The sequence below is a fragment of the Pseudomonas sp. NPDC088322 genome (genome assembly GCF_044740745.1).
Taxonomy (GTDB): Bacteria; Pseudomonadota; Gammaproteobacteria; order Pseudomonadales; family Pseudomonadaceae; genus Aquipseudomonas; species Aquipseudomonas shirazensis.
Map to the genome: position 1 here is coordinate 170579 of NZ_JBIURK010000006.1, position 25488 is coordinate 196066.

General features: G+C 62.0%; 24 protein-coding genes and 1 tRNA gene. 15 read left to right on the forward strand and 10 right to left on the reverse strand.

Annotated features, from left to right (window positions below; genetic code table 11):
• Positions 1-226 precede the first annotated feature (226 nt).
• Together ACIOAU_RS17285 and ACIOAU_RS17290 are read left to right on the forward strand one after the other, a co-directional pair.
• Complete coding sequence (locus tag ACIOAU_RS17285; protein WP_150570596.1) at positions 227-1111, forward strand: alpha/beta fold hydrolase; 885 nt, start codon at positions 227-229, stop codon at positions 1109-1111.
• A gap of 154 nt (positions 1112-1265) precedes the next feature.
• Positions 1266-1339: transfer RNA gene (locus ACIOAU_RS17290), tRNA-Gly, on the forward strand.
• A 57-nt stretch (positions 1340-1396) separates the two neighbouring features.
• Here ACIOAU_RS17290 and ACIOAU_RS17295 read toward each other — a convergent pair.
• The gene (locus ACIOAU_RS17295) at positions 1397-1564 is read right to left on the reverse strand and encodes a hypothetical protein (RefSeq protein WP_401183549.1); all 168 of its coding nucleotides are present in this window, start codon (positions 1562-1564) and stop codon (positions 1397-1399) included.
• Between ACIOAU_RS17295 and ACIOAU_RS17300 the strand changes: the two genes are divergently transcribed.
• The 3 genes from ACIOAU_RS17300 to ACIOAU_RS17310 all read left to right on the forward strand — a co-directional run bounded on the left by ACIOAU_RS17300 (position 1563) and on the right by ACIOAU_RS17310 (position 4854).
• Complete coding sequence (locus ACIOAU_RS17300; protein ID WP_401183552.1) at positions 1563-3266, forward strand: SulP family inorganic anion transporter; 1704 nt, start codon at positions 1563-1565, stop codon at positions 3264-3266. The genes ACIOAU_RS17295 and ACIOAU_RS17300 overlap by 2 nt on opposite strands.
• A gap of 154 nt (positions 3267-3420) precedes the next feature.
• On the forward strand, positions 3421-4437 hold the full coding sequence (locus tag ACIOAU_RS17305) for a DUF4917 family protein (RefSeq protein ID WP_101321913.1): 1017 nt from the start codon (positions 3421-3423) through the stop codon (positions 4435-4437).
• 51 nt (positions 4438-4488) lie between these two features.
• Positions 4489-4854: a DUF4880 domain-containing protein gene (locus tag ACIOAU_RS17310; RefSeq protein WP_188036593.1), complete on the forward strand. Its 366-nt coding sequence runs from the start codon at positions 4489-4491 to the stop codon at positions 4852-4854.
• On the opposite strand, the gene ACIOAU_RS17315 is transcribed toward ACIOAU_RS17310, so the two are convergent.
• From ACIOAU_RS17315 to ACIOAU_RS17330, 4 genes are all read right to left on the reverse strand, one after another.
• A complete protein-coding gene (locus ACIOAU_RS17315) occupies positions 4843-5307 on the reverse strand; it encodes an AlpA family transcriptional regulator (RefSeq protein WP_101323096.1) in 465 nt (154 codons plus the stop codon). The two genes, ACIOAU_RS17310 and ACIOAU_RS17315, sit on opposite strands and share 12 nt — an antisense overlap.
• Positions 5308-5354: 47 nt before the next feature.
• Positions 5355-5630, reverse strand: a complete 276-nt coding sequence (locus tag ACIOAU_RS17320; protein ID WP_101321915.1) for a hypothetical protein — start codon at positions 5628-5630, stop codon at positions 5355-5357.
• Positions 5631-5805: 175 nt separating this feature from the next.
• Positions 5806-7032: a class I SAM-dependent methyltransferase gene (locus tag ACIOAU_RS17325; protein WP_401183557.1), complete on the reverse strand. Its 1227-nt coding sequence runs from the start codon at positions 7030-7032 to the stop codon at positions 5806-5808.
• Positions 7033-7129: 97 nt separating this feature from the next.
• Complete coding sequence (locus tag ACIOAU_RS17330; protein ID WP_101321917.1) at positions 7130-7747, reverse strand: hypothetical protein; 618 nt, start codon at positions 7745-7747, stop codon at positions 7130-7132.
• Between the two features lie 219 nt (positions 7748-7966).
• On the opposite strand from ACIOAU_RS17330, the gene bglX reads away from it, so the two are divergent.
• The 6 genes from bglX to ACIOAU_RS17360 all read left to right on the forward strand — a co-directional run bounded on the left by bglX (position 7967) and on the right by ACIOAU_RS17360 (position 16352).
• Positions 7967-10258 carry a beta-glucosidase BglX gene (bglX, locus tag ACIOAU_RS17335; RefSeq protein ID WP_401183776.1) on the forward strand — a complete coding sequence of 764 codons (2292 nt, stop codon included), beginning with the start codon at positions 7967-7969 and terminating at the stop codon, positions 10256-10258.
• Positions 10259-10360: 102 nt separating this feature from the next.
• On the forward strand, positions 10361-12118 hold the full coding sequence (locus tag ACIOAU_RS17340) for an ATP-binding protein (RefSeq protein WP_401183561.1): 1758 nt from the start codon (positions 10361-10363) through the stop codon (positions 12116-12118).
• Complete coding sequence (locus ACIOAU_RS17345) at positions 12112-13446, forward strand: sigma-54-dependent transcriptional regulator (protein ID WP_401183564.1); 1335 nt, start codon at positions 12112-12114, stop codon at positions 13444-13446. The genes ACIOAU_RS17340 and ACIOAU_RS17345 overlap by 7 nt, the downstream gene beginning before the upstream one ends.
• Positions 13447-13715: 269 nt before the next feature.
• Entirely contained in the window at positions 13716-15035 is a 1320-nt protein-coding gene (locus ACIOAU_RS17350; RefSeq protein WP_150570604.1) for an MFS transporter, read from the forward strand.
• 310 nt (positions 15036-15345) lie between these two features.
• Entirely contained in the window at positions 15346-15633 is a 288-nt protein-coding gene (locus ACIOAU_RS17355) for a hypothetical protein (protein WP_401183567.1), read from the forward strand.
• A gap of 107 nt (positions 15634-15740) precedes the next feature.
• Entirely contained in the window at positions 15741-16352 is a 612-nt protein-coding gene (locus tag ACIOAU_RS17360) for a flavin reductase family protein (protein WP_101321922.1), read from the forward strand.
• Here the strand turns inward: ACIOAU_RS17360 and ACIOAU_RS17365 are convergent, their stop codons facing one another.
• Both ACIOAU_RS17365 and ACIOAU_RS17370 read right to left on the reverse strand, forming a co-directional pair.
• Positions 16353-16586 (reverse strand): hypothetical protein, encoded by a 234-nt coding sequence (locus ACIOAU_RS17365; protein WP_188036598.1) that lies wholly within the window; start codon positions 16584-16586, stop codon positions 16353-16355.
• A 42-nt stretch (positions 16587-16628) separates the two neighbouring features.
• The gene (locus ACIOAU_RS17370) at positions 16629-16925 is read right to left on the reverse strand and encodes an antibiotic biosynthesis monooxygenase family protein (protein WP_101321924.1); all 297 of its coding nucleotides are present in this window, start codon (positions 16923-16925) and stop codon (positions 16629-16631) included.
• A gap of 202 nt (positions 16926-17127) precedes the next feature.
• On the opposite strand from ACIOAU_RS17370, the gene ACIOAU_RS17375 reads away from it, so the two are divergent.
• The gene (locus ACIOAU_RS17375) at positions 17128-18039 is read left to right on the forward strand and encodes an AraC family transcriptional regulator (protein WP_101321925.1); all 912 of its coding nucleotides are present in this window, start codon (positions 17128-17130) and stop codon (positions 18037-18039) included.
• A gap of 12 nt (positions 18040-18051) precedes the next feature.
• Here ACIOAU_RS17375 and ACIOAU_RS17380 read toward each other — a convergent pair whose 3' ends face one another.
• Complete coding sequence (locus ACIOAU_RS17380; RefSeq protein ID WP_401183572.1) at positions 18052-19689, reverse strand: 5-guanidino-2-oxopentanoate decarboxylase; 1638 nt, start codon at positions 19687-19689, stop codon at positions 18052-18054.
• A 114-nt stretch (positions 19690-19803) separates the two neighbouring features.
• On the opposite strand from ACIOAU_RS17380, the gene ACIOAU_RS17385 reads away from it, so the two are divergent.
• Entirely contained in the window at positions 19804-20676 is an 873-nt protein-coding gene (locus tag ACIOAU_RS17385) for a LysR substrate-binding domain-containing protein (RefSeq protein WP_401183574.1), read from the forward strand.
• Positions 20677-20682: 6 nt separating this feature from the next.
• On the opposite strand, the gene ACIOAU_RS17390 is transcribed toward ACIOAU_RS17385, so the two are convergent.
• Positions 20683-21552, reverse strand: a complete 870-nt coding sequence (locus tag ACIOAU_RS17390) for an oxaloacetate decarboxylase (RefSeq protein ID WP_101321928.1) — start codon at positions 21550-21552, stop codon at positions 20683-20685.
• Between the two features lie 368 nt (positions 21553-21920).
• Here ACIOAU_RS17390 and ACIOAU_RS17395 point away from each other — a divergent pair, with 368 nt between their 5' ends.
• Complete coding sequence (locus tag ACIOAU_RS17395) at positions 21921-23372, forward strand: MDR family MFS transporter (protein ID WP_401183577.1); 1452 nt, start codon at positions 21921-21923, stop codon at positions 23370-23372.
• A 70-nt stretch (positions 23373-23442) separates the two neighbouring features.
• Here ACIOAU_RS17395 and ACIOAU_RS17400 read toward each other — a convergent pair whose 3' ends face one another.
• Complete coding sequence (locus ACIOAU_RS17400; protein ID WP_101321929.1) at positions 23443-24075, reverse strand: TetR family transcriptional regulator; 633 nt, start codon at positions 24073-24075, stop codon at positions 23443-23445.
• A gap of 256 nt (positions 24076-24331) precedes the next feature.
• On the opposite strand from ACIOAU_RS17400, the gene ACIOAU_RS17405 reads away from it, so the two are divergent.
• Entirely contained in the window at positions 24332-25486 is a 1155-nt protein-coding gene (locus ACIOAU_RS17405) for an efflux RND transporter periplasmic adaptor subunit (RefSeq protein ID WP_101321930.1), read from the forward strand.
• Positions 25487-25488: the final 2 nt, after the last annotated feature.

Consider the following 25488-nt stretch of genomic DNA (forward strand, 5'->3'; position numbering starts at 1 on the left):
GTGACTCACCAGTCACACCTGCAGTCCAAGACACCTTTTTGCTGGCCACCCCAGGTCTCGCTACCTTGGGGGCACAGCAGATTGCCCCGCCTACAACAACAGCGTCGACACGTGTGCGAAGGATCGACACCGGGCTCTGCAACCTCTTCAGGCGTATGCCTACCTGTCATAAAGAACGTGCACCCTAGGTGACGCGAATACCCTTTTTGCGCCAGGAGTCGATGACATGAGGCCAGAAATCGCTGTACTTGATATCCAAGGTCAGTATCGGGTTTACACGGAGTTGCATCGCGCCGACGGCGCCGAGAAGACGATCATCCTGATCAATGGATCGCTGGCGACCACGGCTTCGTTCGCCCAGACAGTGCGCAGCCTGCACCCGCAATTCAATGTGGTGCTGTATGACCAGCCCTATGCCGGCAAGTCCAAACCGCATAATCACCACGAGCGGCTGCTGACCAAAGAAACCGAGGCACACATCCTGCTGGAGCTGATCGAGCACTTCCAGGCCGACCATGTCGCTTCGTTTTCCTGGGGTGGCGCCTGCACCCTGCTCGCCTTGGCGCACCAGCCCCGACCGGTGAAGAAGGCCATCGTCAGCTCGTTCTCGCCGGTGATCAACGAACCGATGCGCGAATACCTCGAGCGCGGCTGCGAATACCTCGCCGCCTGCGATCGCTACCAGGTCGGCAACCTGGTCAACGACACCATCGGCAAGCACCTGCCGTCGCTGTTCAAACGCTTCAATTACCGGCACGTCAGCAGCCTCGACAGCCACGAATATGCGCAGATGCTGTTTCACATCAATCAAGTGCTGCAGCATGACCTGGAGCGGGCACTGAAGAGCGCGGCCAACATTGCCATCCCGGTGCTGTTCATCAACGGAGATCGCGATGAGTACACCACCGCCGATGACGCCCGCCAGTTTGGCCGTCATGTCGACCAGAGCCACTTCAGCGTGATCAACGGCGCCGGGCATTTCCTCGACATGGAACACAAGACCGCCAGCGATGCACAACGCAGCGCCATGCTTGGTTTCCTCAAACCGAGCCAACGCGAGCCGCGCCCGCGCAGTCACTATGTGCAGGGCCAGCATGCATTGGCGATCTGAGCCTGCCGGCGTGCTTTTGCCCGTGCCAAAGCCACGCGCAACAAGCCGCCGGACAGCTAAATTTCAAGGCTGGGCTTTTATTCACCAGAGGGTTCTGGTACAAAGTCGAGCTGCAAAGCGCACGCCGCTTCGCTGGCAAGGATGTACGCGTAAAGCGGGTATAGTTTAATGGTAGAACAGTAGCTTCCCAAGCTTCCGACGAGGGTTCGATTCCCTCTACCCGCTCCACCTCGTCCACCGTTGCACCGTTGCACCGCATGACATTTGCGCAATGTCATCGCCTGTCTAAAGGAGCCCCGGCTCCTTTTTTCGTTTCTGCCCTTTCATCGATTTGCTGCAGACCACGCCGGCCCTTGGCGGCTGCAACGCGCTGCGCGCAAAAAGCTTGCACACCGAACGCAGCAGGCGGATAAGCTCGTGCATTGTGTGAAACATTTCCAAAGGACTGCGCATGTTTCTCTCCCGCTGGCTCCCGGGCCTGGCCAACCTGCTGCACTATCGCCGCGATTGGCTGCACGCCGACATACAGGCTGGCTTGTCGGTCGCTGCGATCCAGATCCCGATCGCTATCGCCTATGCGCAGATCGTCGGCCTGCCGCCGCAGTACGGGTTGTATGCCTGTGTGCTGCCGATGATCGTCTACGCCCTGATCGGAAGCTCTCGGCAGTTGATGGTCGGCCCCGACGCCGCCACCTGCGCCATGATCGCCGGGGCCGTGGCGCCGTTGGCGCTGGGTGATCCACAGCGCATTGCCGAGCTGTCGGTGATCGTCACCGTGCTGGTCGGGGTCATGTTGATTGCCGCCGGGGTGGCGCGCGCAGGGTTCATTGCCAGTTTCTTCTCGCGACCGATCCTGATCGGCTACCTCAATGGTATCGGCCTGAGCCTGATCGCCGGGCAGCTGAGCAAAGTGGTTGGCTTCAAGATCGAAGGTGACGGATTTATCCTCAGCCTGATCAACTTCGCCCAGCGCCTGGGTGAAATCCACTGGCTGACACTGGTGATTGGCCTGGCCGGGTTGGGCCTGCTGATCGGGTTGCCACGGCGCTACCCGCGCCTGCCGGCAGCGCTGGTGACCGTAGTGCTGTTCACCTTGATTGCAGGGGTATTTGGCCTGGACCATTTTGGCGTCGCCATCCTCGGCCCGGTGCCCGGCGGCATGCCCCAACTGGCCTGGCCGCAGAGCTCTCTGGCAGAAACCAAGAGCCTGCTGCGCGATGCCCTCGGGATCGCCACCGTGAGCTTTTGCAGTGCCATGCTCACGGCACGCAGCTTCGCCGCGCGGCATGGCTATGCGATCAATGCCAATCACGAGTTCGTTGCCTTGGGCGTGAGCAATCTGGCTGCCGGGTTCTCCCAAGGCTTTGCCATCAGCGGCGCCGACTCGCGCACGGCAGTCAACGACATGGTCGGTGGCAAAAGCCAGCTGGTAGGCATCATCGCCGCGCTGGTGATTGCATTGATTTTGCTGTTCTTCACTGCGCCCATGGCCTGGATTCCGCAGGCGGTGCTCGGCGCCGTGCTGCTGATGGCCGGCTGGGGGCTGATCGATGTGCGTTCGCTGGGCAAGATCTACCGGCTCAGCCGCTTCGAGTTCTGGCTGTGCCTGCTGACCACGATTGGTGTGCTTGGTCTGGGCGTGCTGCCCGGGATCATCTTCGCGGTGACCTTGGCCATCCTGCGCTTGCTCTACAGCATCTATCAACCCACCGATGCCGTGCTGGGCTGGGCACCGGGGATCGAAGGCCAGGTCGACGTGCGCCAACACCCCGACGCGCGCACGGTAGCGGGCCTGGTGGTGTATCGCTTCGATGACGCGATCCTGTTCTTCAACGCCGACTACTTCAAGATGCGCCTGCTTGAGGCAGTGCAACGCGACAGCCAGCCGCGCGCGGTGCTGTTCGATGCCGAAGCGGTGAGCAGCATCGATGTCAGCGGTATCGCCGCTCTGCGTGAAGTACGCGACACCCTCGCCGCGCAAGGTATTCATTTCGCCATTGCGCGGGCACGTGGGACGTTTTTGCGCATGCTGGTGCGCTCAGGCATGGCCCGGGAAATGGAAGACAAGCTGCTGTTTGGCTCAGTGCGCGCCGGTATTCGTGCTTATCGCGTGTGGAGCAACCGCGAACGTCAGGCCACCGCGCAGCAGCCCTAGCCGGTGACGCAGCGTTAACTGCTGCAACCGGCGGTGCACTGGGAAGCTGCAATACCCTCACAGTTGCGCAGCGCACGGTGCCGCAGGGCGAATACAGCACATCGCCGGAGCATGCTAAAGTCGCGGCGTTTCCCTGCCAAACCACGGACCCCGCATGCCCCCAGTTGACGCCCATCTGACTTCCTGGCCCGAGCTCGAGCAACGCCAGCCGTGCCAGGCCCTGCTCCTGGGCAACGGCGCCAGCCGTGCACTGTGGAAGCCGTTTGGTTATTTTTCGTTGTTCGAGCAGGCACAGAAGGTACGTCACAAAGGCCTGGGCGTCAGTGACCAGGCCTTGTTCAAAGCCTTGGCCAGCGAGCTGTTCGAGCCGCTGCTGAGCACGCTCAATACTACCGTGCGGGCCAACGCCGCGCTGGCGATCAATTCGACTGCGCCGCTCAATCGCTATTACTCGATCAAGGAAGCATTGATTCATGCGATCCGCTCGGTGCACATCCCGTGGCCGCTGCTGCCCAGCGCCAACCTGAGTGCGATCAATCAGGCGCTCAGGGCCTACCGCAGCGTCTACACCAGTAACTACGATCTGCTTGTGCCTTGGGCAGTACGACAGGCGCCCGAAGGATTTGCTGCGCTGTTCGACGAAGAAGGGTTTTTCGATGTCCGCCGCACTCACGCCGAGGGCACCCGGGTATTGCACCTGCACGGCGGCCTGCACCTGCTCAAGCTGCCAGACGGCAGCACGCGCCAGCGCAGCGCCGAAAACGGTGAGTTGCTTGACGGCTTTGCCGTAAATATTCCCGGCGAGGTGCCGCTGTTCATCAACGAAGACCGCAGCGAGCACAAGCTGCGTGCCATTCGCAGTTCGGATTACCTGAGCTGGGGCCTTGGCCAGCTGGCAAGCGAACGAGAGGGCCTGTGCCTGTTCGGCCAGCATCTGGACAGCACGGATCAACACCTGCTCGATGCCATCCGTCAGGCCCGCCCGGCTCATCTGTGCATTGCCATTCGGCCATTGAGCGAGGCGTCGATCATCAACCAGAAGCAGCACTTTCTGCAGCGTTTCGGCGATATGCACGAGACCTCGTTGCATTTCTTCGACGCCAGCAGTCATCCGCTCGGCGCCCCAGACCTGGCAGTCGAAGTGCCCGCCGACTTTGCCCGCCGGCGCTGACCGGCGAGCGCACGGTAGCAGTAAACAGTAACGAGCGCAGGAACCCGGCAGATGAACCCGCTAGACGATTTCGAGGCAGACTCGATCGATGCTCAGGCCGCAGGCTGGCTGGTGCGCAATCGCTATGACTCATCAAGGCATAATCGCAAGGCGTTCAAGCAGTGGCTGCGCGACCCAGAGCATGCCCGCGCCTATCGCCAGCTCGAACACCTGTGGCAGGACCTGGAAGCGCTCAAGCACGCCGCCCATCCGCCCGCGCCTGTGGCGCAGCGATCACCACGGCGGCTGGTGATGATTGCTGCAGTGGGGGTGGCCTGTGCCGTTATGACCGCAAGCCCGGAAGCCCACGGGCTCTTTCTACAGAGCGCAGACCACCGGGCAAGTCAGTTGCCCGCAGTGGCTAGTTCAGCTGATTAAATGGCTAGGCGCGTTGACCATAATTCGCTCATGAGCGCGGACCACGTTGAGCCTCATCGCTACTTTCGCTACATCGACGATTTCCTGAGCGAAAGAGTACGTTTGCCGCGCCTGCATCCAGGAAAGGACTTCGGCCAAGTGCCAGATTGATGGGTTTCCTTCGTGGACTGGTGGAGGAAAACTCAAATAGTGCACCAACATGAGTTTGCGCATGTTCTGCCGCGACACGCCGACAACCTCCGCGACATCGGTTAACCCAACCAGGTCGGGAGTTACTTCCACAAGATGGGCTTGAGGGACAGCTCGCTGCACGTCCGCAAGGGCGCTATGCACTGCATCCTGAGCGGATCCCGCCTCGCGTGCGAACTCCAGCGCCAGCCGGCCTGGCTGGCCGACTCCGACAATAGCGTCATCACATCCCGACGCGCCTAGACGCTCCAGCAGACCATCCATGTCCTGATCGTGGGTTAACTGGTATCTGAGCGTGAAGATATATTCCGTCACTTTGACTCTCTCCCTGCGTGATCAATGCTGCGACGATGAACAACGCAGTTGTCGACGATTCGTCGTATCTGACGCGCAAACGTGTCTGGATTCTTGGGTGTGCTCCAGATACTTGCCACGCAGAATTCACCGCACCGACACTCATCGCTGTTGTAAGGACAGTAGATTTTGCCCCAGCAATGGCCGCCACCCGCTACCACTCTCCAGCCTTGCGCCTCTGCGTATCTGAGAGCCTGCTCAATCTCTTTCTTGGAATGCGCGTGGCGAGGCATCAGTTGATCTCCAGTATGTGAACATGCACCAGGGTTGTCAACCGACAACCAGGGTGCTCGACAATCATTGCCGTGATCACATTACAGTGAGAAAAACCGATGCAAGGTCGTAGCAAGTCAGCTCAGGAACGGTCCTACGCAGTGTCAGGATGCTTCGGACACAGCCAATTGTTGGTTATTCCCCCACAACAGCAATCAACCCATCGGCCTGCAACAACGTCTCCAGGCAGTGCTCCTTGACCCCATAAAAGCGCTTGAGCTCGGCAATTTTCTCCAGCAACACCGTGGCATCCACCGGCTGTTTGCGCTTGACCGCAAGGATCATCTTGTTCTTGTTGGTGTGTTCCAACGAGATGAACTCGAACACCTTGGTCTCGTAGCCGCAGGCTTCCAGGTACAGCGCGCGCAGGCTGTCGGTGAGCATCTCGGCCTGCTGGCCGAGGTGCAGGCCGTATTGCAGCATCGGCTGCAGCAAGCCGGGGCTTTGCAGTTGTGGGCGGATCTGTTTGTGGCAGCACGGCGAGCACATGATGATCGCGGCGTTGCAGCGGATGCCGGTATGAATGGCGTAGTCGGTGGCGATGTCGCAGGCATGCAGGGCGATCATCACGTCGATGGCGGCGGGCACCACGCTGCGCACGTCACCGCACTCGAACACCAGGCCCGAATGCTCCAGGCGTGACGCTGCGGCGTTGCACAGCTCGACCATGTCCGGGCGCAACTCGACGCCGGTCACCTGCGCCTGGCGGCCAAGGGTGTTGCTCAGGTAGTCGTGCATGGCGAAGGTCAGGTAGCCCTTCCCTGAACCAAAATCGGCGACTTTCAGCGGCTGCTCGGCAGCCAGTGGTGCGCTGGTGAGGGCGTGGTCGAAGACTTCGATGAACTTGTTGATCTGCTTCCACTTGCGCGACATCGACGGGATCAACGCGGACTGCGCGTCGGTAACGCCCAGATCACGCAAAAACGGCCGGGTCAGTTGCAGGTAGCGTTTCTTCTCGCGGTCATGCCCTGCCAAGGCTGCCTCGCGTGCTGGCTGCGCGAGATGGCGCTGCAGCATCGGCTTGCCCTTCTTGCTGAAGGCCAACTGCACTTCACCTTCGCTGGTGAACAGGTGGGCGTTGCGAAAGCTCGCCGGCAGCAGCTCGGCGACCAGCGCCTGAACCTGCTCGTTGGGCAGATTGCGGGTGATGTCGCGGGTCTCATAGCGATAGACCAGGGACAGACTGGGCTGGCCTTTGATCAGCAGCGGCTTGGCAATGATCCGCTGCAGGCTTTGCTCGGCGCCAACATGCTTGGCCAGCACCAGCTTGGCCAGGCTGCCGGCCTCCAGCGAGTCGGCCAGCAGACGCAGAAACTGGGCAAGCGGATCAGCCGCAGACGAAGTGGAAGGCGTGGCAGGCATGGGACGGTGGGGCCTCGAATAACCGGGAGCGCAGTGCGCAGTGGCCGGCATTCTACGTTGCCGCCCGGCCTTCGCGAAGTTTTCTCGACAGCCGTGGTTAGTCCAGGATCACCAATCGATTGGGCAGTTGGTTACGTCGCTGGGTGGCCGGCAATGGTCGACTGAGCTGCTCGGCACAGGCGTCGATGCACTCGACAAAGCCCTGTAGGGTCTGACCCTGGCGGACCTGCTCGGTAAAGCGGGCGATCAACGCGGCGCGTACACGCGGGTCGAAGTGCTGTTCAATGCCGCGGTCGGTCAGAATCGTGACAAAGTTCTCGGCCTGACTGACAAAGATCAGCAAACTGCTGGTGCCGTGATCACGTTGCCGTTCAAGGGCTCGAAATTGCTGGCGCGCAAGGCTCAGCGCAGTGCGCTGGCACAAGCACCTGGGCATCAGCCGATGCCCCAGCCGTGGGTGGCGCAGCAGCAGGCACAGGGCGACGAAGATCACCAGTTGCGCCACCAGCAGGCCGCGCACGCTTGGCCAGCCCAGCAGCAGGTGCAGCAGCCCCGGCACCAGCAATGCCAACAGCGCCGCACAAAACAGCGGCAGGTAGGCAAACTCGTCCGCCCGCCGCGCCAGCACGCTGACCAGCTCGGCGTCGGTACGCCGTTCGGCTCGGGCTATCGCTTCGGCGACCAGCCGTTGCTCATATTCGGTAAACACACTCATGCCGTTGGTCTCTCGATCGTTCTTATAGTTGTTGTCCCGGCACCGGGCTGGCGCGAGTGTATCTCAACAACTACCAGACATCAGGCATAATCCACCGCAGCCGCCAATGCTGTAGGGCAGATCAATAAACGATCGCCTTTGGCCAAGAACAATAGCCGCCTGAACCCTTCGGCCACACGCATTCGTGTGGCCATGACCCAGGCCTCGAATACGGAATTGATGATGAAACTGTCCATGCTCGGCCTGGCCATGGCCTTCGCCAGTCAGGTAACGTTTGCCGCCACTGCTGCCCCGCCCCTGCAGGACAAGCAGGCATTCATCGAGCACTTGATCAGCCAGATGAGCGTCGACGAGAAAATCGGCCAGTTGCGCCTGATCAGCATCGGCCCGGAAATGCCACGCGAGAAGATCCGCGAAGAGATTGCTGCCGGGCGCATCGGCGGCACCTTCAACTCGATCACCCGCGACGAGAACCGGCCGATGCAGGACGCCGCCATGCGCAGCCGCCTGAAGATCCCGATGTTCTTTGCCTATGACGTGATTCACGGCCACCGCACCACCTTTCCGATCAGCCTGGGCCTGGCGGCCACCTGGGACATGCAGGCCATCGCCAAGGTCGGCCGCACCTCGGCCGCTGAAGCGGCTGCCGACAGCATCGACATGACCTTTGCACCGATGGTCGACATCGCCCGTGACCCGCGCTGGGGCCGCACCAGCGAAGGCTTTGGCGAAGACACCTACCTGACCTCGCGGATCGGCCAGGTCATGGTCGAATCGTTGCAGGGCAGCAGCCCGGCCAACCCGGACAGCATTATGGCCATCGTCAAGCACTTCGCCTTGTATGGCGCGGTGGAAGGCGGGCGCGACTACAACACGGTCGATATGAGCCTGCCGAAAATGTACAACGACTATCTGCCACCGTACCGCGCCGGCCTCGATGCCGGCGCAGGCGGCGTGATGGTCGCGCTGAACTCGATCAACGGCGTACCGGCCACCTCCAATACCTGGCTGATGAACGACCTGCTGCGCAAGGACTGGGGCTTCAAGGGCGTCACCATCAGTGACCACGGCGCGATTCAGGAACTGATCCGCCACGGCGTGGCCCAGGACGGCCGCGAAGCGGCCAAGCTGGCGATCAAGGCCGGCATCGACATGAGCATGAATGACTCGCTGTATGCCGAAGAACTGCCGGGTCTGGTGAAATCGGGCGAAGTGACCCAGGCCGAACTGGACCAGGCCGTGCGCGAAGTGCTTGGTGCCAAGTACGAGATGGGCCTGTTCAAAGACCCGTACCTGCGTATCGGCCAGGCCAAGGATGACCCCAAGGACGTGTATGCCGACCAGCGCCTGCACCGTGACGCGGCTCGGGATGTGGCCCGACGGAGCCTGGTGCTGCTGGAAAACCGCGAGCAGACCCTGCCGCTGCGCAAGGCCGGCACCATTGCCGTGGTCGGCCCATTGGCCGATGCACCGATCGACATGATGGGCAGCTGGGCCGCCGCTGGCCGGCCAAACCGCTCGGTCACCGTGCGCGAAGGCCTGCGCCGCGCCGTTGGCGACCAGGCCAAACTGATCTACGCCAAGGGCGCCAACGTCAGCGGCGACAAGGCGATGGTCGATTACCTGAACTTCCTCAATTTCGATGCTCCGGAAATTGTCGACGACCTGCGCCCTGCTGCGGTGCTGATCGACGAAGCGGTCAAGGCCGCACAACAGGCTGACGTGGTCGTGGCGGTAGTCGGTGAATCGCGCGGCATGTCGCACGAGTCGTCAAGCCGCACCACCCTGGAAATCCCGGCGGTGCAGCGTGACCTGATCAAGGCGCTGAAAGCCACCGGCAAGCCACTGGTGCTGGTCCTGATGAACGGCCGGCCGTTGTCGATTGACTGGGAGCGGGAACAGGCCGACGCCGTGCTGGAAACCTGGTTCAGCGGCACCGAGGGCGGCAACGCCATCGCTGACGTGCTGTTCGGCGACTACAATCCGTCGGGCAAACTGGCGATCACCTTCCCGCGTTCGGTCGGGCAGATCCCGATGTACTACAACCACCTGCGCATCGGTCGGCCGTACACACCAGGCAAGCCGGGCAATTACACCTCGCAATACTTCGAAGAGCCCAATGGCCCGCTGTACCCGTTCGGTTACGGCTTGAGCTACACCAGCTTCGAACTGTCCGGGTTGAGCCTGAACAGCCAAACCCTCAAGCGTGGCGACACCTTGCAGGCCAAAGTCACCGTGAAAAACACCGGCAAGCGTGACGGCGAGACTGTGGTACAGCTGTATCTGCAGGACGTCAGCGCGTCGATGAGCCGCCCGGTCAAAGAGCTGAAGAATTTCCACAAGTTGCTGCTCAAGGCGGGTGAGTCGCGCACTGTCAGCTTCAACATCAGTGAGGATGACCTGAAGTTCTACAACAGTCAGTTGCAGCGGGTCGCCGAGCCCGGCCAGTTCAACGTTCAGGTCGGCCTGGACTCTGAGGCGGTGCAGCAGCAGAGCTTCGAACTGCTGTAACCCGGCCCCTGGCGCCGCGGCACCTTCACTGCATGATTACACCGCAATGAAGGCCGCCAGCGGCGGCCTCTGGCTCAGCTGAACCTCTCAGGAACCGCCCCCATGCCTTCTTCGTTTCGAGCCTTGCGTCTGGGCCTGGTCGTGCTGCTGATCCTGTTCGGCACTGCTCTGAGCGCTGGCTGGGCGATGCATCAGGCCAAGCGCCAGTCGATGCAGACCGACGCCCAGCGCGCAGCGCAGCAACTGGGCCTGTATGCCAACTCGCTGCACACCCTGATCGAACGCTATCGCGCCCTGCCGGCAGTGCTGGCATTGGACCCGGAGCTGATCGCCGCGCTGGCAGGGCCGGTCGAGCCGGCGGTTCAGCATGCGCTCAATATCAAGCTGGAGCGGATCAACGGCGCGGCCGATTCCTCGACCCTGGAGCTGCTCGATCACACCGGTCTCGCCGTCGCCGCCAGCAACTGGCGCCTGCCGAGTACCTATGTAGGCTCCAACTACGGCTTCAGGCCTTACTTCAAACAGACTCGCAGCCAAGGCAGCGGGCGCTTCTATGCTGTCGGCGTCACCAGTGGTATCCCGGGCTATTTCCTCTCCAGCGCGGTCAAGGACCTGCAAGGACGTTTCCTCGGGGCGATGGTGGTCAAGCTGGAATTCCCCGAACTTGAGCGCGAGTGGCGTCAGGGCAGTGATGTGCTGCTGGTCAGCGATGCCCGCGGGATCATCTTCATTGCCAATCAGGACGGCTGGCGCTACCGCGAACTGAGCCCGCTGTCCGGGGCTGACCGAGCCGAACTGGCTGCTACCCGCCAGTACGACAAGCAGCCACTGCTGGCGCTGCAGCACCAGGTGCTGACCCGCTTCGACGAGCACAGCCAACTGAGCCGGGTGCAAGGCCCCAACGGCCCGGTCGAGTACCTGTGGCAGAGTCTGCCATTGGCCAGCGAAGGCTGGACCCTGCACTTGCTGCGCAAGCCTGAGGTCAGCGAAGACGTGCGCAATGCAGGGCTTGCAGCAGCGGCCGTGTGGCTGAGTCTGGTGTTCGCGATCCTGTTCGTCAGCCAGCGTATGCGTCTGGCCCGCTTGCGTCAGCGCAGCCGCGAGGCGCTCAAGCGTCAGGTCGAAGAACGCACCCGGCAATTGCGCACGGCCCAGGAGGGCCTGGTGCAGGCGGCCAAACTGGCCGCGCTGGGGCAGATGTCGGCGGCGCTGGCGCACGAGATCAACCAGCCGTTGACCACCCAGCGCATGCAACTGGAGACCCTGCGGCTGTTGCTCGACCACGGTCGCCATGACGAAGCGCGTCAGGCGCTGGAGCCACTGGAGCAGATGCTCACGCGTATGGCGGCGCTCACCAGCCACCTGAAAACCTTCGCCCGCAACAGCCCTGGCGGCCTGCGCGAGCGTCTTGATCTGGCCACGGTCGTCGATCAGGCCCTGCACTTGCTGGACACCCGCATCCGCAGCGAAGAGGTCGAAGTAGCGCTGTACCTGGCCCGCCCGGCGTGGGTGCGCGGCGATGCCATTCGCCTGGAGCAGGTGCTGATCAATCTGCTCCACAACGCCCTCGACGCGATGGCCGACAAACGCTACAAACGGCTGGAAATTCGCATAGAGAAGCAGGCCGATGACTGGCACCTGAGCGTGCTCGATTCCGGCGGTGGGATCGACTCGGCCGACCTGGGCAAAGTCTTCGACCCCTTCTTCACCACCAAGCCGGTGGGCGAAGGGCTGGGCCTGGGCCTGGCCATTTCCTATGGCATCGTCCGCGAAGCCGGCGGCCAGTTGCAGGTCGACAACCTGCCCGGCGGCGCTCGTTTCAGCCTAAGCCTGCCACGCGATCTGGAGCCTGCATGTTGAATTCAGTGATAGTCGTCGATGACGAAGCCAGCATCCGTACTGCGGTGGAACAATGGCTGGGCCTGTCAGGCTTTGCCGTGCAACTGTTCGCGCGCGCCGATGAGTGCCTGGCGCAACTGCCCGAGCACTTCCCCGGGGTGATCATCAGCGATGTACGCATGCCCGGCATGGACGGCCTGCAACTGCTGGCCGAGCTGCAGGCACGCGACCCGGACTTGCCGGTGATTCTCCTGACCGGCCACGGTGATGTACCGATGGCGGTCCAGGCCATGCGCAACGGCGCCTATGACTTTCTGGAAAAACCGTTCACCCCGCAGCATCTGCTCGGCAGCCTGCGCCGTGCCCTGGAAAAACGCCAGTTGGTGCTGGAGAACCGCCGCCTGCATGAGCAGGCCGACCTCAAGGCGCGCCTGGAAACTACGCTGCTGGGGATGTCCCAGGGCCTGCAGCAGCTGCGCCGGCAAGTTCTCGACCTGGCCAACCTGCCGGTCAACGTGCTGCTGCGCGGCGAAACCGGCAGCGGCAAGGAGCGGGTTGCCCGCTGCCTGCATGATTTTGGCCCGCGCGCGGCCAAGCCATTTGTCGCGCTCAACTGCGCGGCAATCCCCGAAGCGTTGTTTGAGGCCGAGTTGTTCGGCCATGAGAGCGGCGCCTTCACCGGCGCTCAAGGCAAACGCATCGGCAAGCTGGAATATGCCAACGGCGGCACGTTATTTCTCGACGAGATCGAAAGCATGCCGCTGGCCCAGCAGGCCAAGCTGTTGCGGGTGATCCAGGAGCAGAAACTCGAACGCCTGGGCGCCAACCAGAGCATCAGCGTCGACCTGCGCATCATTGCCGCAACCAAGCCGGATCTGCTCGCAGAAGCCCGCGCCGGGCGTTTTCGCGAAGACCTTGCCTACCGCCTGAACGTGGCTGAACTGCGCCTGGCGCCGCTGCGCGAGCGGCGTGAAGATATTCCGCTGCTGTTCGACTTCTTCGCTCGCACAACGGCTGAGCGTCTGCAACGCAGTGTGCCGCCGTTGACCGGTGCGCAGTTGGCGCAGCTGCTCAGCCATGACTGGCCAGGCAATGTCCGCGAGCTGGCCAACGCTGCTGAACGGCATGCCCTGGGGCTGGGGTCGAGCGGGCCTGAAGGCGATGCCGCTGGCCCGTCGCTGGCTGAGCAGATAGAGGCATTCGAGGCACAGTGTTTGCGGGCGGCGCTGCGCCAGTCTGGGGGTGAGATCAAGGCAGTGATGGAGGCGTTGCAACTGCCGCGACGCACGCTCAACGAGAAGATGCAGCGGCATGGGCTGGTGCGGGAGGATTTTCTCGAGCGGGGATAGGCGGAATCTTGCTTATTGGCTGCTATGGGTAGGCGTGAATCTGCCTATTGCGAGTGAGACCGGGGGCTGCTCTGCAGCCCTTTCGCAACGCAAGGCCGCTCCTACAGAAAAGCCACAAGCCTTCTGGCGCCGCCGTCTGCAGGAGCGGCCTTGCGTCGCGAAAGGGCTGCAAAGCAGCCGCAAAATTCTAACTGGCACACCTCCTGCACTACCCCTTCTCAAGCAGCGCTCCGGCGCGCTCCACAAAAACAACGAGAAGGTTACCTCTGATGGATAACGCCACCTCCCTGCCAACCGGGGCGGCCACAGCGCCAGCCGCCGAAAAAACCACCTCCAGCCGCCTCAAGTCGATCTTCAGCGGATCGATCGGCAACATGGTCGAGTGGTATGACTGGTACGTATACGCCGCATTCTCGCTGTACTTCGCCAAGGCTTTCTTCCCTGCCGGCGACACAACCGCACAATTGCTCAATACCGCTGCGATCTTCGCCGTGGGCTTTCTCATGCGCCCGATCGGCGGCTGGCTGATGGGTATCTATGCCGACCGCAAGGGCCGCAAGGCAGCGCTGATGGCATCGGTACTGCTGATGTGCGCAGGTTCGCTGGTGATTGCGCTGACCCCAGGCTATGAAACCATCGGCGTCGCTGCCCCCATCCTGTTGGTAATCGCGCGCTTGATGCAGGGCCTGTCGGTAGGCGGTGAATACGGCACCTCGGCAACGTATCTGAGCGAGATGGCGAGCAAGGAGCGGCGCGGCTTCTTCTCCAGCTTCCAGTACGTGACGTTGATTTCCGGTCAGTTGATTGCCTTGGCAGTGCTGATCGTCCTGCAGCAGACCCTGACCACCGAGCAACTGTACTCGTGGGGCTGGCGTGTGCCGTTCGTGATCGGCGCGCTGTGTGCAGTGGTTGCCCTGTACCTGCGTCGCGGCATGGAAGAAACCGCCTCGTTCACCAAGAAAGAGAAGTCCAAAGAGAGCCTGATGCGCACTCTGATGCGCCACCCCAAGGAACTGTTGACCGTGGTCGGCCTGACCATGGGCGGCACCCTGGCCTTCTACACTTACACCACCTACATGCAGAAGTACCTGGTCAACACCGTGGGCATGAGCATCAGCGACTCGACCACCATCTCGGCCGCTACGCTGTTCTTGTTCATGTGCCTGCAACCCGTGATCGGCGCGCTGTCGGACAAGATTGGCCGACGCCCGATCCTGATCGCCTTCGGCGTGCTCGGCACGATCTTCACCGTACCGATCCTGACCACCCTGCACACCATCCAGACCTGGTGGGGCGCGTTCTTCCTGATCATGGCGGCGCTGATCATCGTCAGCGGCTACACCTCGATCAACGCGGTGGTCAAAGCCGAGTTGTTCCCGACCGAGATCCGTGCGCTGGGCGTTGGCCTGCCGTACGCGCTGACTGTATCGATCTTCGGCGGCACAGCTGAATACGTCGCGCTGTGGTTCAAGAGCGCCGGCATGGAAAGCGGCTACTACTGGTACGTCACCGCCTGTATCGCCTGCTCGCTGCTGGTGTACGCGACCATGAAAGACACCAAGACCCACTCGCGGATCACTACTGACTGATCCCGCAGCGGCAATACAGAAAGGGCGCACCGGTAATCGGTGCGCCCTTTTTTCATGTTCACCGCTCAATGTCTTCGCGCCAGTTTCAGCCTGTTAATTCCTCATTAATCTCAGACACCTAGTCTGCACAAGCTGACCAATCACTCAAACCTGCTAGGGCCACAAGCCTGCAGGCGGTGCAAGTCGCACAAATATACATCGATTAATACGATTCAAATGTGCATATTTTTGCGCTTTTTAATCAAATTAATCGGAGTAGGATTTGATTTATGGAAACAAAACAACCTGAAACCTACCGGAGCAACCAACCATGAAAAACAAACTGATTCTCGCCGTCGCCCTCTCCGTCCTGGCTACCGGCGCTTTCGCTGAAGATGGCTTCGACCGTACCAGTGCTCATTCCTTTGCTGCCGCCAGCACTCAATCGGCAGCGTACGCAGAGGATGGTTTTGACCGCACCAACGGCGCACGCTTCGCCGAAGACGGCTTCGACCGCACCAACGGCGCACGCTTCGCAGAAGACGGCTTCGACCGCACCAACGGCGCACGCTTCGCAGAAGACGGCTTCGACAACACCAAAGGTCATCGCTTCAGCTAAGCCCTGCTGCGGGCACCCAGCCCGGCCTTGCCGGGCTTGATCATTTGCAGCAGCGCGCAGAACCGGCACACTAGGCATCTTGTCAATCCCAGAGCGGCCCTGATCAGATGTACTACTACGAACCTGCCAAAGGCCACGGCCTGCCCCACGATCCCTTCAACGCCATCGTCGGCCCGCGGCCGATTGGCTGGATCTCCTCGCACGATAGCGAGGGCCGGCTCAACCTGGCGCCCTACAGCTTCTTTAACGCCTTCAACTACATTCCGCCGATCATCGGCTTCTGCAGTGTTGGCCGCAAAGACAGCCTGAACAACATCGAACAGACCGGCGAATTCGTCTGGAACCTGGCCACCCGACCGTTGGCCGAGCAGATGAACCAGAGCTGCGCTGCGGTTGCAGCCGATGTCGACGAGTTTGTCCTGAGCGGGCTGACGCCGACGGCATCGCGCATTGTCGGTGTACCGCGAGTGGGCGAAAGCCCGGTGGCGTTCGAGTGCAAGGTAAGCCAGATCATCCAGCTCAAGCGCGCCGATCAGGAACTGGTACCCAGCTGGCTGATCCTTGGCGAGGTGGTGGCTGTACACATCGCCGAGCACCTGCTCAAGGACGGCATCTACGACACGGCTGCCGGTGAGCCGATTCTGCGCGGTGGCGGCCCGCAGGATTACTTCGAGCTGGGCAATCTGTTCAAGATGGCGCGGCCGCGCAACGACGGCTGATCACCAGATCAGCTCGCCCTCATCGCTCACGCCCTGCAAGCGTTCGAGCTCGGCGCAAGCGGCCTCATCGGCCGCGATTGCGCCCTTGAACAGCTGGCCATCAAGCACCTTGTGAAAACGCGGCGTACCCATCCCGGCGAGTGCCTTGACTGCGATGGCAGCGTGATAACCACCGCCCTCAACCGGGACCATCGCTGAAACCGCCTCAAACTGGGCAAACTCTCTACGTGCCATGCTGCGTTTCCTTGTCGAAAAGGCGGCATTGTAACCTGCTGATCACTCGCTGAAGGTATGCAGATCCAGGCTTGCCAGCACCTGCGCCTGCACCAGTTCGCCGAGCAGGTCGAGATTGGCCGAGGCGAAGTAGCCAGTCATTGCCTGCTGATCGTGCCAACTGCCGCTGAGCAGCCACAGGTCGTCATCGGCCTGCGAGCGCTGCACGCTGAAGCTCAGGCAGCCGGGCATGCGCAGCGACGGTTCGAGCAGGTCCCGCAGACGCGCGCCAAGCTCGGACGAGCGGCCGTTGCTGGCACGGATAAAAGCCAAGTGGGTGACCGGTTGACGTGGTGTCATGAATGCGCTCCTTGAAACAGGCCAGACGGAAGATCCAGGCGACCAAGGTTATGCCCCGCTTGACCTGCGCCGTTAGGCCATTACTGCGAGCCGCTTGCCTGATCCTGCGCCGCGGCAGGATCAGGCAAGCGACCGACAGCATTCGACTAGCGCCCAAGCTTGCCCAAACCTATCCTGCTCCCCTCAGCAGAGGAAACCCGTCATGACCACCCCATCGCCATTGGACCCCACGCTTGAAGCCCGCCGCGAGGAACTCGCCGGGTTGATCCTGCGCCATGCCGGAGGCGGGCCGTCGGCGATCGACGCGCTATACCTCAGTCGTTACGAGGAAAACCTGCGCGCAATGCCGACCCTGGCGCAGCCTGCATTGTGCATTCTGGCCCAAGGCAGCAAGACGCTGTTTCTGGGTGATGAAAGCTACACCTACGACCCTCTGCATTACATGGTGGTGTCGGTAACCCTGCCAATCACCGGCGCCAGCCTGGATGCCAGCCCGGACAATCCTTGCCTGGGCCTGCGCCTGGACCTGGACCCTGCCGAGATCAGCCAGTTGATTGCCGAGAGCGGGCCGATGCTGGTGCCCAGCCAACCGTCGGGCCGTGGCCTGTTCGTCGAGCGCAGCGATGGCGAGCTGCTCGATGCCCTGCTGCGGCTGGTGCGGCTGCTCGATTCACCACGCGATATTGCAGTACTGGCGCCGCTGGTGCGGCGCGAGCTGCTGTATCGAGTATTGCGCGGCCCGCAGGGCTATCGGCTGTATGAAATCGCCCTGTCCAACAGCCAGACCCATCGCGTGTGCCAGGCCATCGCCTGGCTCAACCGGCATTATCAGCAGCCGCTGCGTATCGAAGAGCTGGCCCGCGAGGTCAACCTGAGCACCTCGACACTGCACCACCGCTTCAAGGCCGTAACCTCGATGAGCCCGCTGCAATATCAAAAACAGCTGCGCCTGCAGGAGGCGCGCCGGCTGATGCTCAACGATGGTGTCGAGGCGGCGGTGGCGGGCTACCGTGTCGGCTATGAAAGCCCGTCGCAGTTCAGCCGCGAATACAGCCGGCTGTATGGTGCGCCGCCGATTCGCGATGTCGCCCGCTTACGCGCCAGCGCCAGCTGAGCACTGCCCGAATCAATCGTGCACGGCCTGTTGCCATTGCACCTGATCGACCTGCAGCAGCGTGGGCTTGTTGCGCTCGACGGCGCGGGCCAACGCCGTCTGCAACTGCGCGACGTCGTTGACCTGCTCGGCGGCCGCGCCCAGGCTCTGCGCCACGGCGATGAAGTCTGGGGTATGGATATCCACCCCGACCGGCTTGATATCGCGGTTGAGCATGTACTTCTTGATCTCTTCATAGCCTTGGTTATTCCACAGCAGGACAATCAGCGGCACCTGCGCCTCCACCGCGCTGGCCAGTTCCGGCAGGGTGAACTGCAGGCCACCATCGCCAATCAGGCAGACCACTGGCGCGCGTTGTTTGATCACCGCCGAGCTGCCCAGCCAGGCCCCCATCGCTGCTGGCAACGCATAGCCAAGCGTGCCGTAGCCGGTCGAGGCATTGAACCAGCGGCGCGGCGCAGGCATGTCGAGAGTCAGATTACCGGTGTAGACCGGCTGGGTTGAGTCACCGACCAGCACCACCTCTGGCAGCGTCTGCAACAATGTCTTGAGCAAGCGGGTCTGGCTCAGGCTGGGCTGGTCCCAGCTGGCCGCCAGGGCCTGGCGCAGTCGCGCGGCCCGAGCGGTGCCCCAACTGGCCTGACGCTGCGCTGCTGGCTGCAGCTGCACTGCAGCCAGCAAGGCCTGCGCGGCCTGCTCGGCATCGGCCACCAGGGCAAGCTCCGGCAAATAGTTGCGCACAGTCTGGTCCGGATCGATGTCGATCCGCAGCAGGCTGCCGGGAATCTTGAAACCACCCTGGAAGGTCACGTCGTAGTCGGTTTCTGCCAGCTCAGTGCCAATCGCCAGCACAACATCGGCTTCGCCGATCAGTTCACGGGTAACGGGCAGCGACTGGGTCGAACCAATCTGCAAGGGATGATCTGCCGGCACTAGACCTTTGGCATTGATGGTCAAAGCTACCGGCGCCTGCAGATGTTCCGCCAATGCGGCCAATGCCGCGCCGGCCGCGAGCGCACCGCCGCCGGCAAGGATCAATGGCCGTTGCGCCTGGGCCAGACGTGTTGCCATCTGCGCAACGGTGGTCGGCGCCGCTGCTGCGCGGCTGACCCGGATCGGTCGGCCTGGCAACAAATGATCGGCCGGCTCGACCAGTACATCCAGCGGGATCTCGATATGCACAGGCCGTGGCCGGGCGCCATCGAACACGGCGAACGCACGCGCCAGCACCTGCGGCAAGTCATCGGCGCTCATCAGGGTTTGCGAAAATGCGCTGACTCCAGCGACCAGCCCGCGCTGATCGGGCAACTCGTGCAGCTTGCCGCGCCCGCCACCCAGGGCATTGCGCGACTGCACACTGGAGATCACCAGCATTGGAATTGAGTCGGCATATGCCTGGCCCATGGCGGTGGTGATGTTGGTCATGCCTGGGCCAGTGATGATAAAGCACACGCCAGGCACGCCGCGCGTGCGTGCATAGCCGTCGGCCATGAACCCGGCGCCTTGCTCATGGCGCGGGGTGATGTGACGAATCGTGGAGCCTGCCAGGCCGCGGTAAAGCTCGACGGTATGCACGCCGGGGATGCCGAAGACATGGTCGACGCCATAGCCTTCGAGGAGTTTGACCAGTACTTCGCCACAGGTTGCCATCGTCCGATACCCGCTCGTTGTTCAAATAATGAGCGTATTGAACCTGCGGGGCCGCTATCGTCACAATGCAAAAAAACACATACTAGCCATGACCTCAGGACATGGCTGTACACGATGAATCGACTCCCTCCCCTGTCAGCCCTGCAGACTTTCCTGATCACCGCGCAGCACTGCAACTTCACCCACGCCGGCCAGCAGTTGAATATCAGTCAAGGTGCGGTGAGTCGGCAGATCGCCGGGCTCGAAGCGCATTTGGGCTACGCCTTGTTCGTTCGTCAGGCACGCGGCCTGCGCCTGACCCGCGAGGGCCAGGACTGGTTGCCGCGGGTACAGCAGATGTTCGCGCTGCTCGAACAGGGGGTGCGCGAAGTCGCCGTGCGCAGTGCAGTGCTGCAGATCAAGGCGCCGACCTGTGTAATGCGCTGGCTGTTGCCGCGCTTGATCGAGTGGCAGGCGCTGCGCCCGGACATCCCGGTCGAAGTCACCAGTTCGGTCCAGCACGGGGTCGACTTTCAGCATGAACAGTTCGATGCTGCGGTGCTCTACGGACCTGCACCCGAGCCTGGCCCGCACACGCGAAAACTGTTTGATGAGCAACTTACGCCGGTCTGCGCGCCTTCGCTGTTGAACGGTCATTTGCCCCTGCAGCAACTTGCCGACCTGCCTGCACACATGCTGCTGCACCCGTCCCGCGACGAGCACGACTGGCGCCTGTGGTTAGCGACGGCAGGCTCGACTGAAGTGCATGGCCGACGCCAGCATTTCGAGACGCTGGACATGGCCGTGGCGATGGCTGCGCAAGGTACCGGGGTGGCGATTGGCGACTGGGCATTGATTGCCGATGATCTGCGCGAAGGGCGCTTGTGCATGCCGTTTGCCCTGAAGGTGAGCACCGGCAGCAGCTATTATCTGACCAGCCCGGACAGGCCAATGCCTGCGGGACTGATCGAGTTGCTGGAGTGGCTGCAAACACGCGCCAGGCAATAGCCGCGGTTACTCCTCGACGCTCATGTATTCCTTGGCCCAGCGGATATAGTCCTCAGGCTGGGTATAGGTGTGCGAGAGCTCGGTAGCGCTGAGGTTTTCCGACTTGTTCTGCTGGCCACGCTGCAGGCGCAGGCAATCGTAGGTGGCCTTGATCGCAGCAAAGTAGGCGGCATGGCCATCGACCACGATGCGCACGCCCAAACGCGCCAGACGCTCGTCATCGCCCAGGTTCGGGTTGCCGTAAGTCACCAGCATCAACGGCACGCTGAGGTGCTCGGAGATCTGCTCGAGGTGGTCGAAGTCCTTGACCCCGACCATGCAGATCGCGTCGGCACCGGCCTTCTGGTAGCTCTGGGTACGGACGATGATCTCTTCGGTGCTGAGTACGCCGGCGTTGGTCCGCGCGATGATCGACAGCGACGAATCGACCCGGGCTTCGAGGGCCGCGCGGATCTTGCCGACGCCTTCGTCGACCGAGATCAGGTCGGTGGACTTGCGCCCGAACTGAGCTGGCAGCAGCGTGTCTTCAATGGTCAGTGCCGCCACGCCCGCGCGCTCGAGTTCGATCACGGTGCGCATGACGTTGAGGGCATTGCCATAACCATGGTCGGCGTCGGCCATGACCGGCAGTTGCGCAACGCGGCCGATGCGGGTGGCTTGCTCGACGAACTCGCTCAGGGTGATCAAGGCAAAGTCAGGCGCAGCCAGTACCTGCAGGGAGGCGACCGAACCACCGAGAATACCCACCTCAAAGCCCAGGTCTGCCGCGATGCGCGCCGACATGGGGTCAAACACGGAAGCTGTGTGGAAGCACGAACCGGAAGCGAGCAGCTCGCGGAAGGCAAAACGTAAATCCTGGTGGGAAGCCCTGGGCATGATCACTCCGCAATAAAGTTGTAATTGAACTGGCTGAAAACCGACCCTTGAATGTGGGGTCTACCTGACCCGTTCCAACCGTCGCCATCTGGGCGGTCATGCTCGACATGCAGGCAGAGGAATAAAAGGCGTGGGCTACAGCGGCGCGGAATACTGCGACTATTTGCTGCACCATGCTGGTGCAAAGCCCCGTAATCAGCCACTGCGGCTCCGCCACGATATCACGCAGCCACTTCGGTTCGGTCGAAAGCGCGTATGCCGATCGTGCATAGGTGATGCACATACTGGATAGGAAGCTACCTAAGTCAGGTTACACTTGGCTTGCGCCTGATGGCCCTGACCTGGACATTTTCATACAAGGTATGACCGTGACTGCCGCACTCCCTCCTGCTGCCCTGCGCCGCGTGCTGACCGCCCTGATGCTGGCGATCTTTCTTGGTGCCCTCGACCAGACCATCGTTGCCGTGTCGCTGCCGGCGATCTCGGCGCAGTTCAATGACGTCGAGCTGCTGGCCTGGGTGATTGCCGGGTATATGGTAGCGATGACCGTTGCGGTGCCGATCTACGGCAAGCTGGGTGACCTGTACGGGCGCCGCAGAATGATCCTCACCGGCACCGCGCTGTTCACCCTGGCCTCGGTGTTCTGTGCACTCGCGCAGGATATCGAGCAGTTGATCCTGGCCAGGGTGCTGCAGGGCATCGGCGCCGGCGGCATGGTCTCGGTCAGCCAGGCGATCATTGGTGATTACGTGGCACCGCGCGATCGCGGCAAGTATCAAGGTTATTTCAGCAGCATGTACGCCCTGGCCAGCGTGGCCGGGCCGGTCCTGGGCGGCGGCTTGACCGCTTACTTGTCGTGGCACTGGGTGTTCTGGATCAATCTGCCGCTGGGGCTGCTGGCGCTGTGGGTCATCGGTCGAGCGCTGAACGGCATGCCGAGCCGCCATCGCGCGGCGAAGGTGGATTATCTGGGGGCACTGCTGCTGATCGTCGGCCTGGGCAGCCTGCTGCTGGGCATCACCCTGATCGGCCAAGGGCATGCCTGGCTGTCGACGCCGGTAGTGGCTTTGTTCGGCTGCGCCAGCCTGGGTCTGCTGCTGTTGATTGTTCAGGAACGCCGCTGCGCCGAGCCGCTGCTGCCGCTCAAGCTGTTCGGAAACCGCGTCGCGCTGGCCAGTTGGGGGGTGATCTTCTTTGCCAGCTTCCAGTCGATCTCGCTGACCATGCTGATGCCGCTGCGCTTTCAGAGCATTACTGGCGCCAGCGCCGACAGCGCTGCGCTACACCTCTTGCCGCTGGCTATCGGCCTGCCGCTGGGGGCATTTTGCGGCGGTCGGCTGACCAGCCGTACTGGTCGCTACAAGCCGCAGATCCTCGCCGGCGCCGTGTTGATGCCTATGGCAATCCTGGTAATGGCGCTGACTCCACCTGACTCAGCGCTGCTCAGTGCGCTGGCGATGATCCTGGTCGGGGTTGCTGGCGGCCTGCAGTTCCCGACATCGCTGGTGGCCAGCCAGAGTGCAGTGCAAGCGCAGGATATCGGCGTGGTGACCAGTACTACCAACCTGTTCCGCTCGTTGGGCGGCGCGGTGGGTGTGGCGTGCATGTCCAGCGTGCTGCTGGCATTGCTGCACATGGGTGGGATTGAGTTGCTGGGCAATCCATTGCTGGCGAATGTGCAGACGGGAACGGCCGACCCGCTGCACCAGGCGCAGCTGCTGCAGACCTTCAGCTATCTGCTGATGGGCAGTGCCGCCGTTGCGCTGCTGGGTTTGATTGCCGCAGTGGCATTGCCCGACCGACAACTGCGCGGGCATTGAACCCGCGCCCGGCTGTTAATCGCCGGTTAATCCGTGCCTCACAAGCTCGCGCACAATCCTTCACAAAGTCTCATTTGCGCAAGGCCGGGCTCAGGCGCAGCATGTCCAGGCCCGTGTCGACCCAGCGTTCGGCATTGCCCAGCAGATCGAAGCTGTCTGGCAGCAACAACCAGCGGCCGATCAGACCGTCGATGTAGGCAAAAATCGCTACCGCAGCATGGTCGACCAATAGGTCGGCAGGCAACTGTTCGCGCCGTACTGCATTGCCCAGCGCCAGCACGATACTTTGGTGGCAATCGGCAATGGCCCCTTGGCGCTGCTGGCGGATTTCACACATCTCATCGGTGAACTCGCACTTGTGATGCAGGATCTCATTGATACGCCGGGTCCGCGCGTCCAGCACCAGGTCGTTGAGCACCTGCAACAGCAGTGTGCGCATGCAGCCGAGCGGATCGAGCTCATCCTCGCTCTCGCTGGCGCGAGCCAGATGGTCGTGGCTCTCGTGGACACTGTCGAGCAGCGCCTGGACCAGCTCGGCCTTGTTGCTGAAGTGCCAATAGATAGCGCCACGGGTGACCCCCGCCTGCTGCGCAATATCAGCCAGGGTAGTGCGCGCAACCCCGCGCTTGTAGAAAGCCCGCTCCGCAGCCGCAACGATCTGGGCGCGGGTTTCCTGGGCTTCCTCTTTGGTTCGACGGACCATGGCAGCTCAACCTCATCAAAACCCCAGCGCATGATCTGTGCCAGGGTGGCCAGCGTGGAACACCTCTGGATGGGCGTTTCTCAACACGATTCTGGTCTGTGCTGTGGCAACAGACCGCTACAAATGACTATTTACAAACAACCATGAATGTAAGTATATTCGTTAGTAAGCTACTTATCCAGCCGAATGATTTATTCTGACAAGACTCTTCCATTACTCTTGAGCATCTCCCAGCTCTAGCGACCCGAGGATCCTCATGCAATTCAAGCCAGCTGTCACAGCCCTGGTTTCCGCCGTCGCCCTGGCAACCCTGCTCAGTGGCTGCAAGAAAGAAGAAGCCGCGCCTGCACCGCAGGCTCCTCAGGTCGGCGTTGTAACCCTGCAACCGCAAGCCTTCACCCTGACCTCGGAACTGCCGGGCCGCACCACTGCATTCCGCGTTGCCGAAGTGCGCCCGCAGGTCAATGGCATCATCCTCAAGCGCCTGTTCAAAGAAGGCAGTGACGTCAAGGAAGGCCAGCAGCTCTATCAGATCGACCCTTCTGTTTACGAAGCGACCCTGGCCAATGCCCAGGCCAACGTGCAAGCGACCCGCTCGCTGGCCGATCGCTACAAGCAGCTGATCGATGAGCAGGCCGTATCCAAGCAGGAATACGACGATGCCAATGCCAAACGATTGCAGGCTGAAGCAACGCTCAAGAGTGCCCAGATCGACCTGCGCTACACCAAGGTGCTGGCGCCGATCAGCGGCCGTATCGGTCGCTCGGCGTTCACCGAAGGTGCATTGGTGAGCAACGGCCAGACCGACGCCATGGCCACTATTCAACAGCTTGATCCGGTCTACGTCGACGTCACCCAGTCCACCGCCGAGCTGCTCAAGCTGCGCCGCGAGCTGGCCAGTGGGCAACTGCAGAAATCCGGTGAGAATTCCGCTCAGGTCGAGCTGATTCTGGAAGATGGCAGCACCTTCGCGCAAAAAGGCCGCCTGGAGTTCTCCGAGGTGTCGGTCGATGAAACCACCGGTTCCGTGGTGCTGCGTGCCGTGTTCCCCAACCCCGACCACACCCTGCTGCCGGGCATGTTCGTCCACGCTCGCCTGCAGTCCGGGGTCAATGCCAATGCCATCCTGGCGCCGCAGCAAGGCGTCACCCGCGACCTCAAAGGCACGCCTACGGCACTGGTCGTGAACAAGGACAACAAGGTCGAACTGCGCGAGCTCAAGGCCAGCCGGACTCTGGGCAGCGACTGGCTGATCGAGGAAGGCCTCAACCCGGGCGACCGTCTGATCACCGAGGGCCTGCAGTACGTGCGCCCTGGCGTCGAGGTCAAGGTCAGCGAAGCGACCAACGTCAAGTCTGCGGCTAACCCCAACCAGGCCAACGCGGCGAAAGCTGACGCCAAAGCGGAGTAAAC

Bases quoted from the DNA above. Each gene is read 5' to 3' on its own strand.
- ACIOAU_RS17355 (WP_401183567.1), top strand. From the start codon at position 15,346: ATGAAAAACAAACTGATTCTCGCCGTCGCCCTCTCCGTCCTGGCTACC.
- ACIOAU_RS17380 (WP_401183572.1), bottom strand. From the start codon at position 19,689: ATGGCAACCTGTGGCGAAGTACTGGTCAAACTCCTCGAAGGCTATGGC.
- ACIOAU_RS17315 (WP_101323096.1), bottom strand. From the start codon at position 5,307: ATGGATGGTCTGCTGGAGCGTCTAGGCGCGTCGGGATGTGATGACGCT.
- ACIOAU_RS17385 (WP_401183574.1), top strand. From the start codon at position 19,804: ATGAATCGACTCCCTCCCCTGTCAGCCCTGCAGACTTTCCTGATCACC.
- ACIOAU_RS17390 (WP_101321928.1), bottom strand. From the start codon at position 21,552: ATGCCCAGGGCTTCCCACCAGGATTTACGTTTTGCCTTCCGCGAGCTG.
- ACIOAU_RS17375 (WP_101321925.1), top strand. From the start codon at position 17,128: ATGACCACCCCATCGCCATTGGACCCCACGCTTGAAGCCCGCCGCGAG.
- ACIOAU_RS17310 (WP_188036593.1), top strand. From the start codon at position 4,489: ATGAACCCGCTAGACGATTTCGAGGCAGACTCGATCGATGCTCAGGCC.
- bglX (WP_401183776.1), top strand. From the start codon at position 7,967: ATGATGAAACTGTCCATGCTCGGCCTGGCCATGGCCTTCGCCAGTCAG.
- ACIOAU_RS17365 (WP_188036598.1), bottom strand. From the start codon at position 16,586: ATGGCACGTAGAGAGTTTGCCCAGTTTGAGGCGGTTTCAGCGATGGTC.
- ACIOAU_RS17360 (WP_101321922.1), top strand. From the start codon at position 15,741: ATGTACTACTACGAACCTGCCAAAGGCCACGGCCTGCCCCACGATCCC.
- ACIOAU_RS17285 (WP_150570596.1), top strand. From the start codon at position 227: ATGAGGCCAGAAATCGCTGTACTTGATATCCAAGGTCAGTATCGGGTT.
- ACIOAU_RS17295 (WP_401183549.1), bottom strand. From the start codon at position 1,564: ATGCGCAGTCCTTTGGAAATGTTTCACACAATGCACGAGCTTATCCGC.
- ACIOAU_RS17350 (WP_150570604.1), top strand. From the start codon at position 13,716: ATGGATAACGCCACCTCCCTGCCAACCGGGGCGGCCACAGCGCCAGCC.
- ACIOAU_RS17300 (WP_401183552.1), top strand. From the start codon at position 1,563: ATGTTTCTCTCCCGCTGGCTCCCGGGCCTGGCCAACCTGCTGCACTAT.
- ACIOAU_RS17330 (WP_101321917.1), bottom strand. From the start codon at position 7,747: ATGAGTGTGTTTACCGAATATGAGCAACGGCTGGTCGCCGAAGCGATA.
- ACIOAU_RS17340 (WP_401183561.1), top strand. From the start codon at position 10,361: ATGCCTTCTTCGTTTCGAGCCTTGCGTCTGGGCCTGGTCGTGCTGCTG.
- ACIOAU_RS17370 (WP_101321924.1), bottom strand. From the start codon at position 16,925: ATGACACCACGTCAACCGGTCACCCACTTGGCTTTTATCCGTGCCAGC.
- ACIOAU_RS17345 (WP_401183564.1), top strand. From the start codon at position 12,112: ATGTTGAATTCAGTGATAGTCGTCGATGACGAAGCCAGCATCCGTACT.
- ACIOAU_RS17400 (WP_101321929.1), bottom strand. From the start codon at position 24,075: ATGGTCCGTCGAACCAAAGAGGAAGCCCAGGAAACCCGCGCCCAGATC.
- ACIOAU_RS17405 (WP_101321930.1), top strand. From the start codon at position 24,332: ATGCAATTCAAGCCAGCTGTCACAGCCCTGGTTTCCGCCGTCGCCCTG.
- ACIOAU_RS17325 (WP_401183557.1), bottom strand. From the start codon at position 7,032: ATGCCTGCCACGCCTTCCACTTCGTCTGCGGCTGATCCGCTTGCCCAG.
- ACIOAU_RS17320 (WP_101321915.1), bottom strand. From the start codon at position 5,630: ATGCCTCGCCACGCGCATTCCAAGAAAGAGATTGAGCAGGCTCTCAGA.
- ACIOAU_RS17305 (WP_101321913.1), top strand. From the start codon at position 3,421: ATGCCCCCAGTTGACGCCCATCTGACTTCCTGGCCCGAGCTCGAGCAA.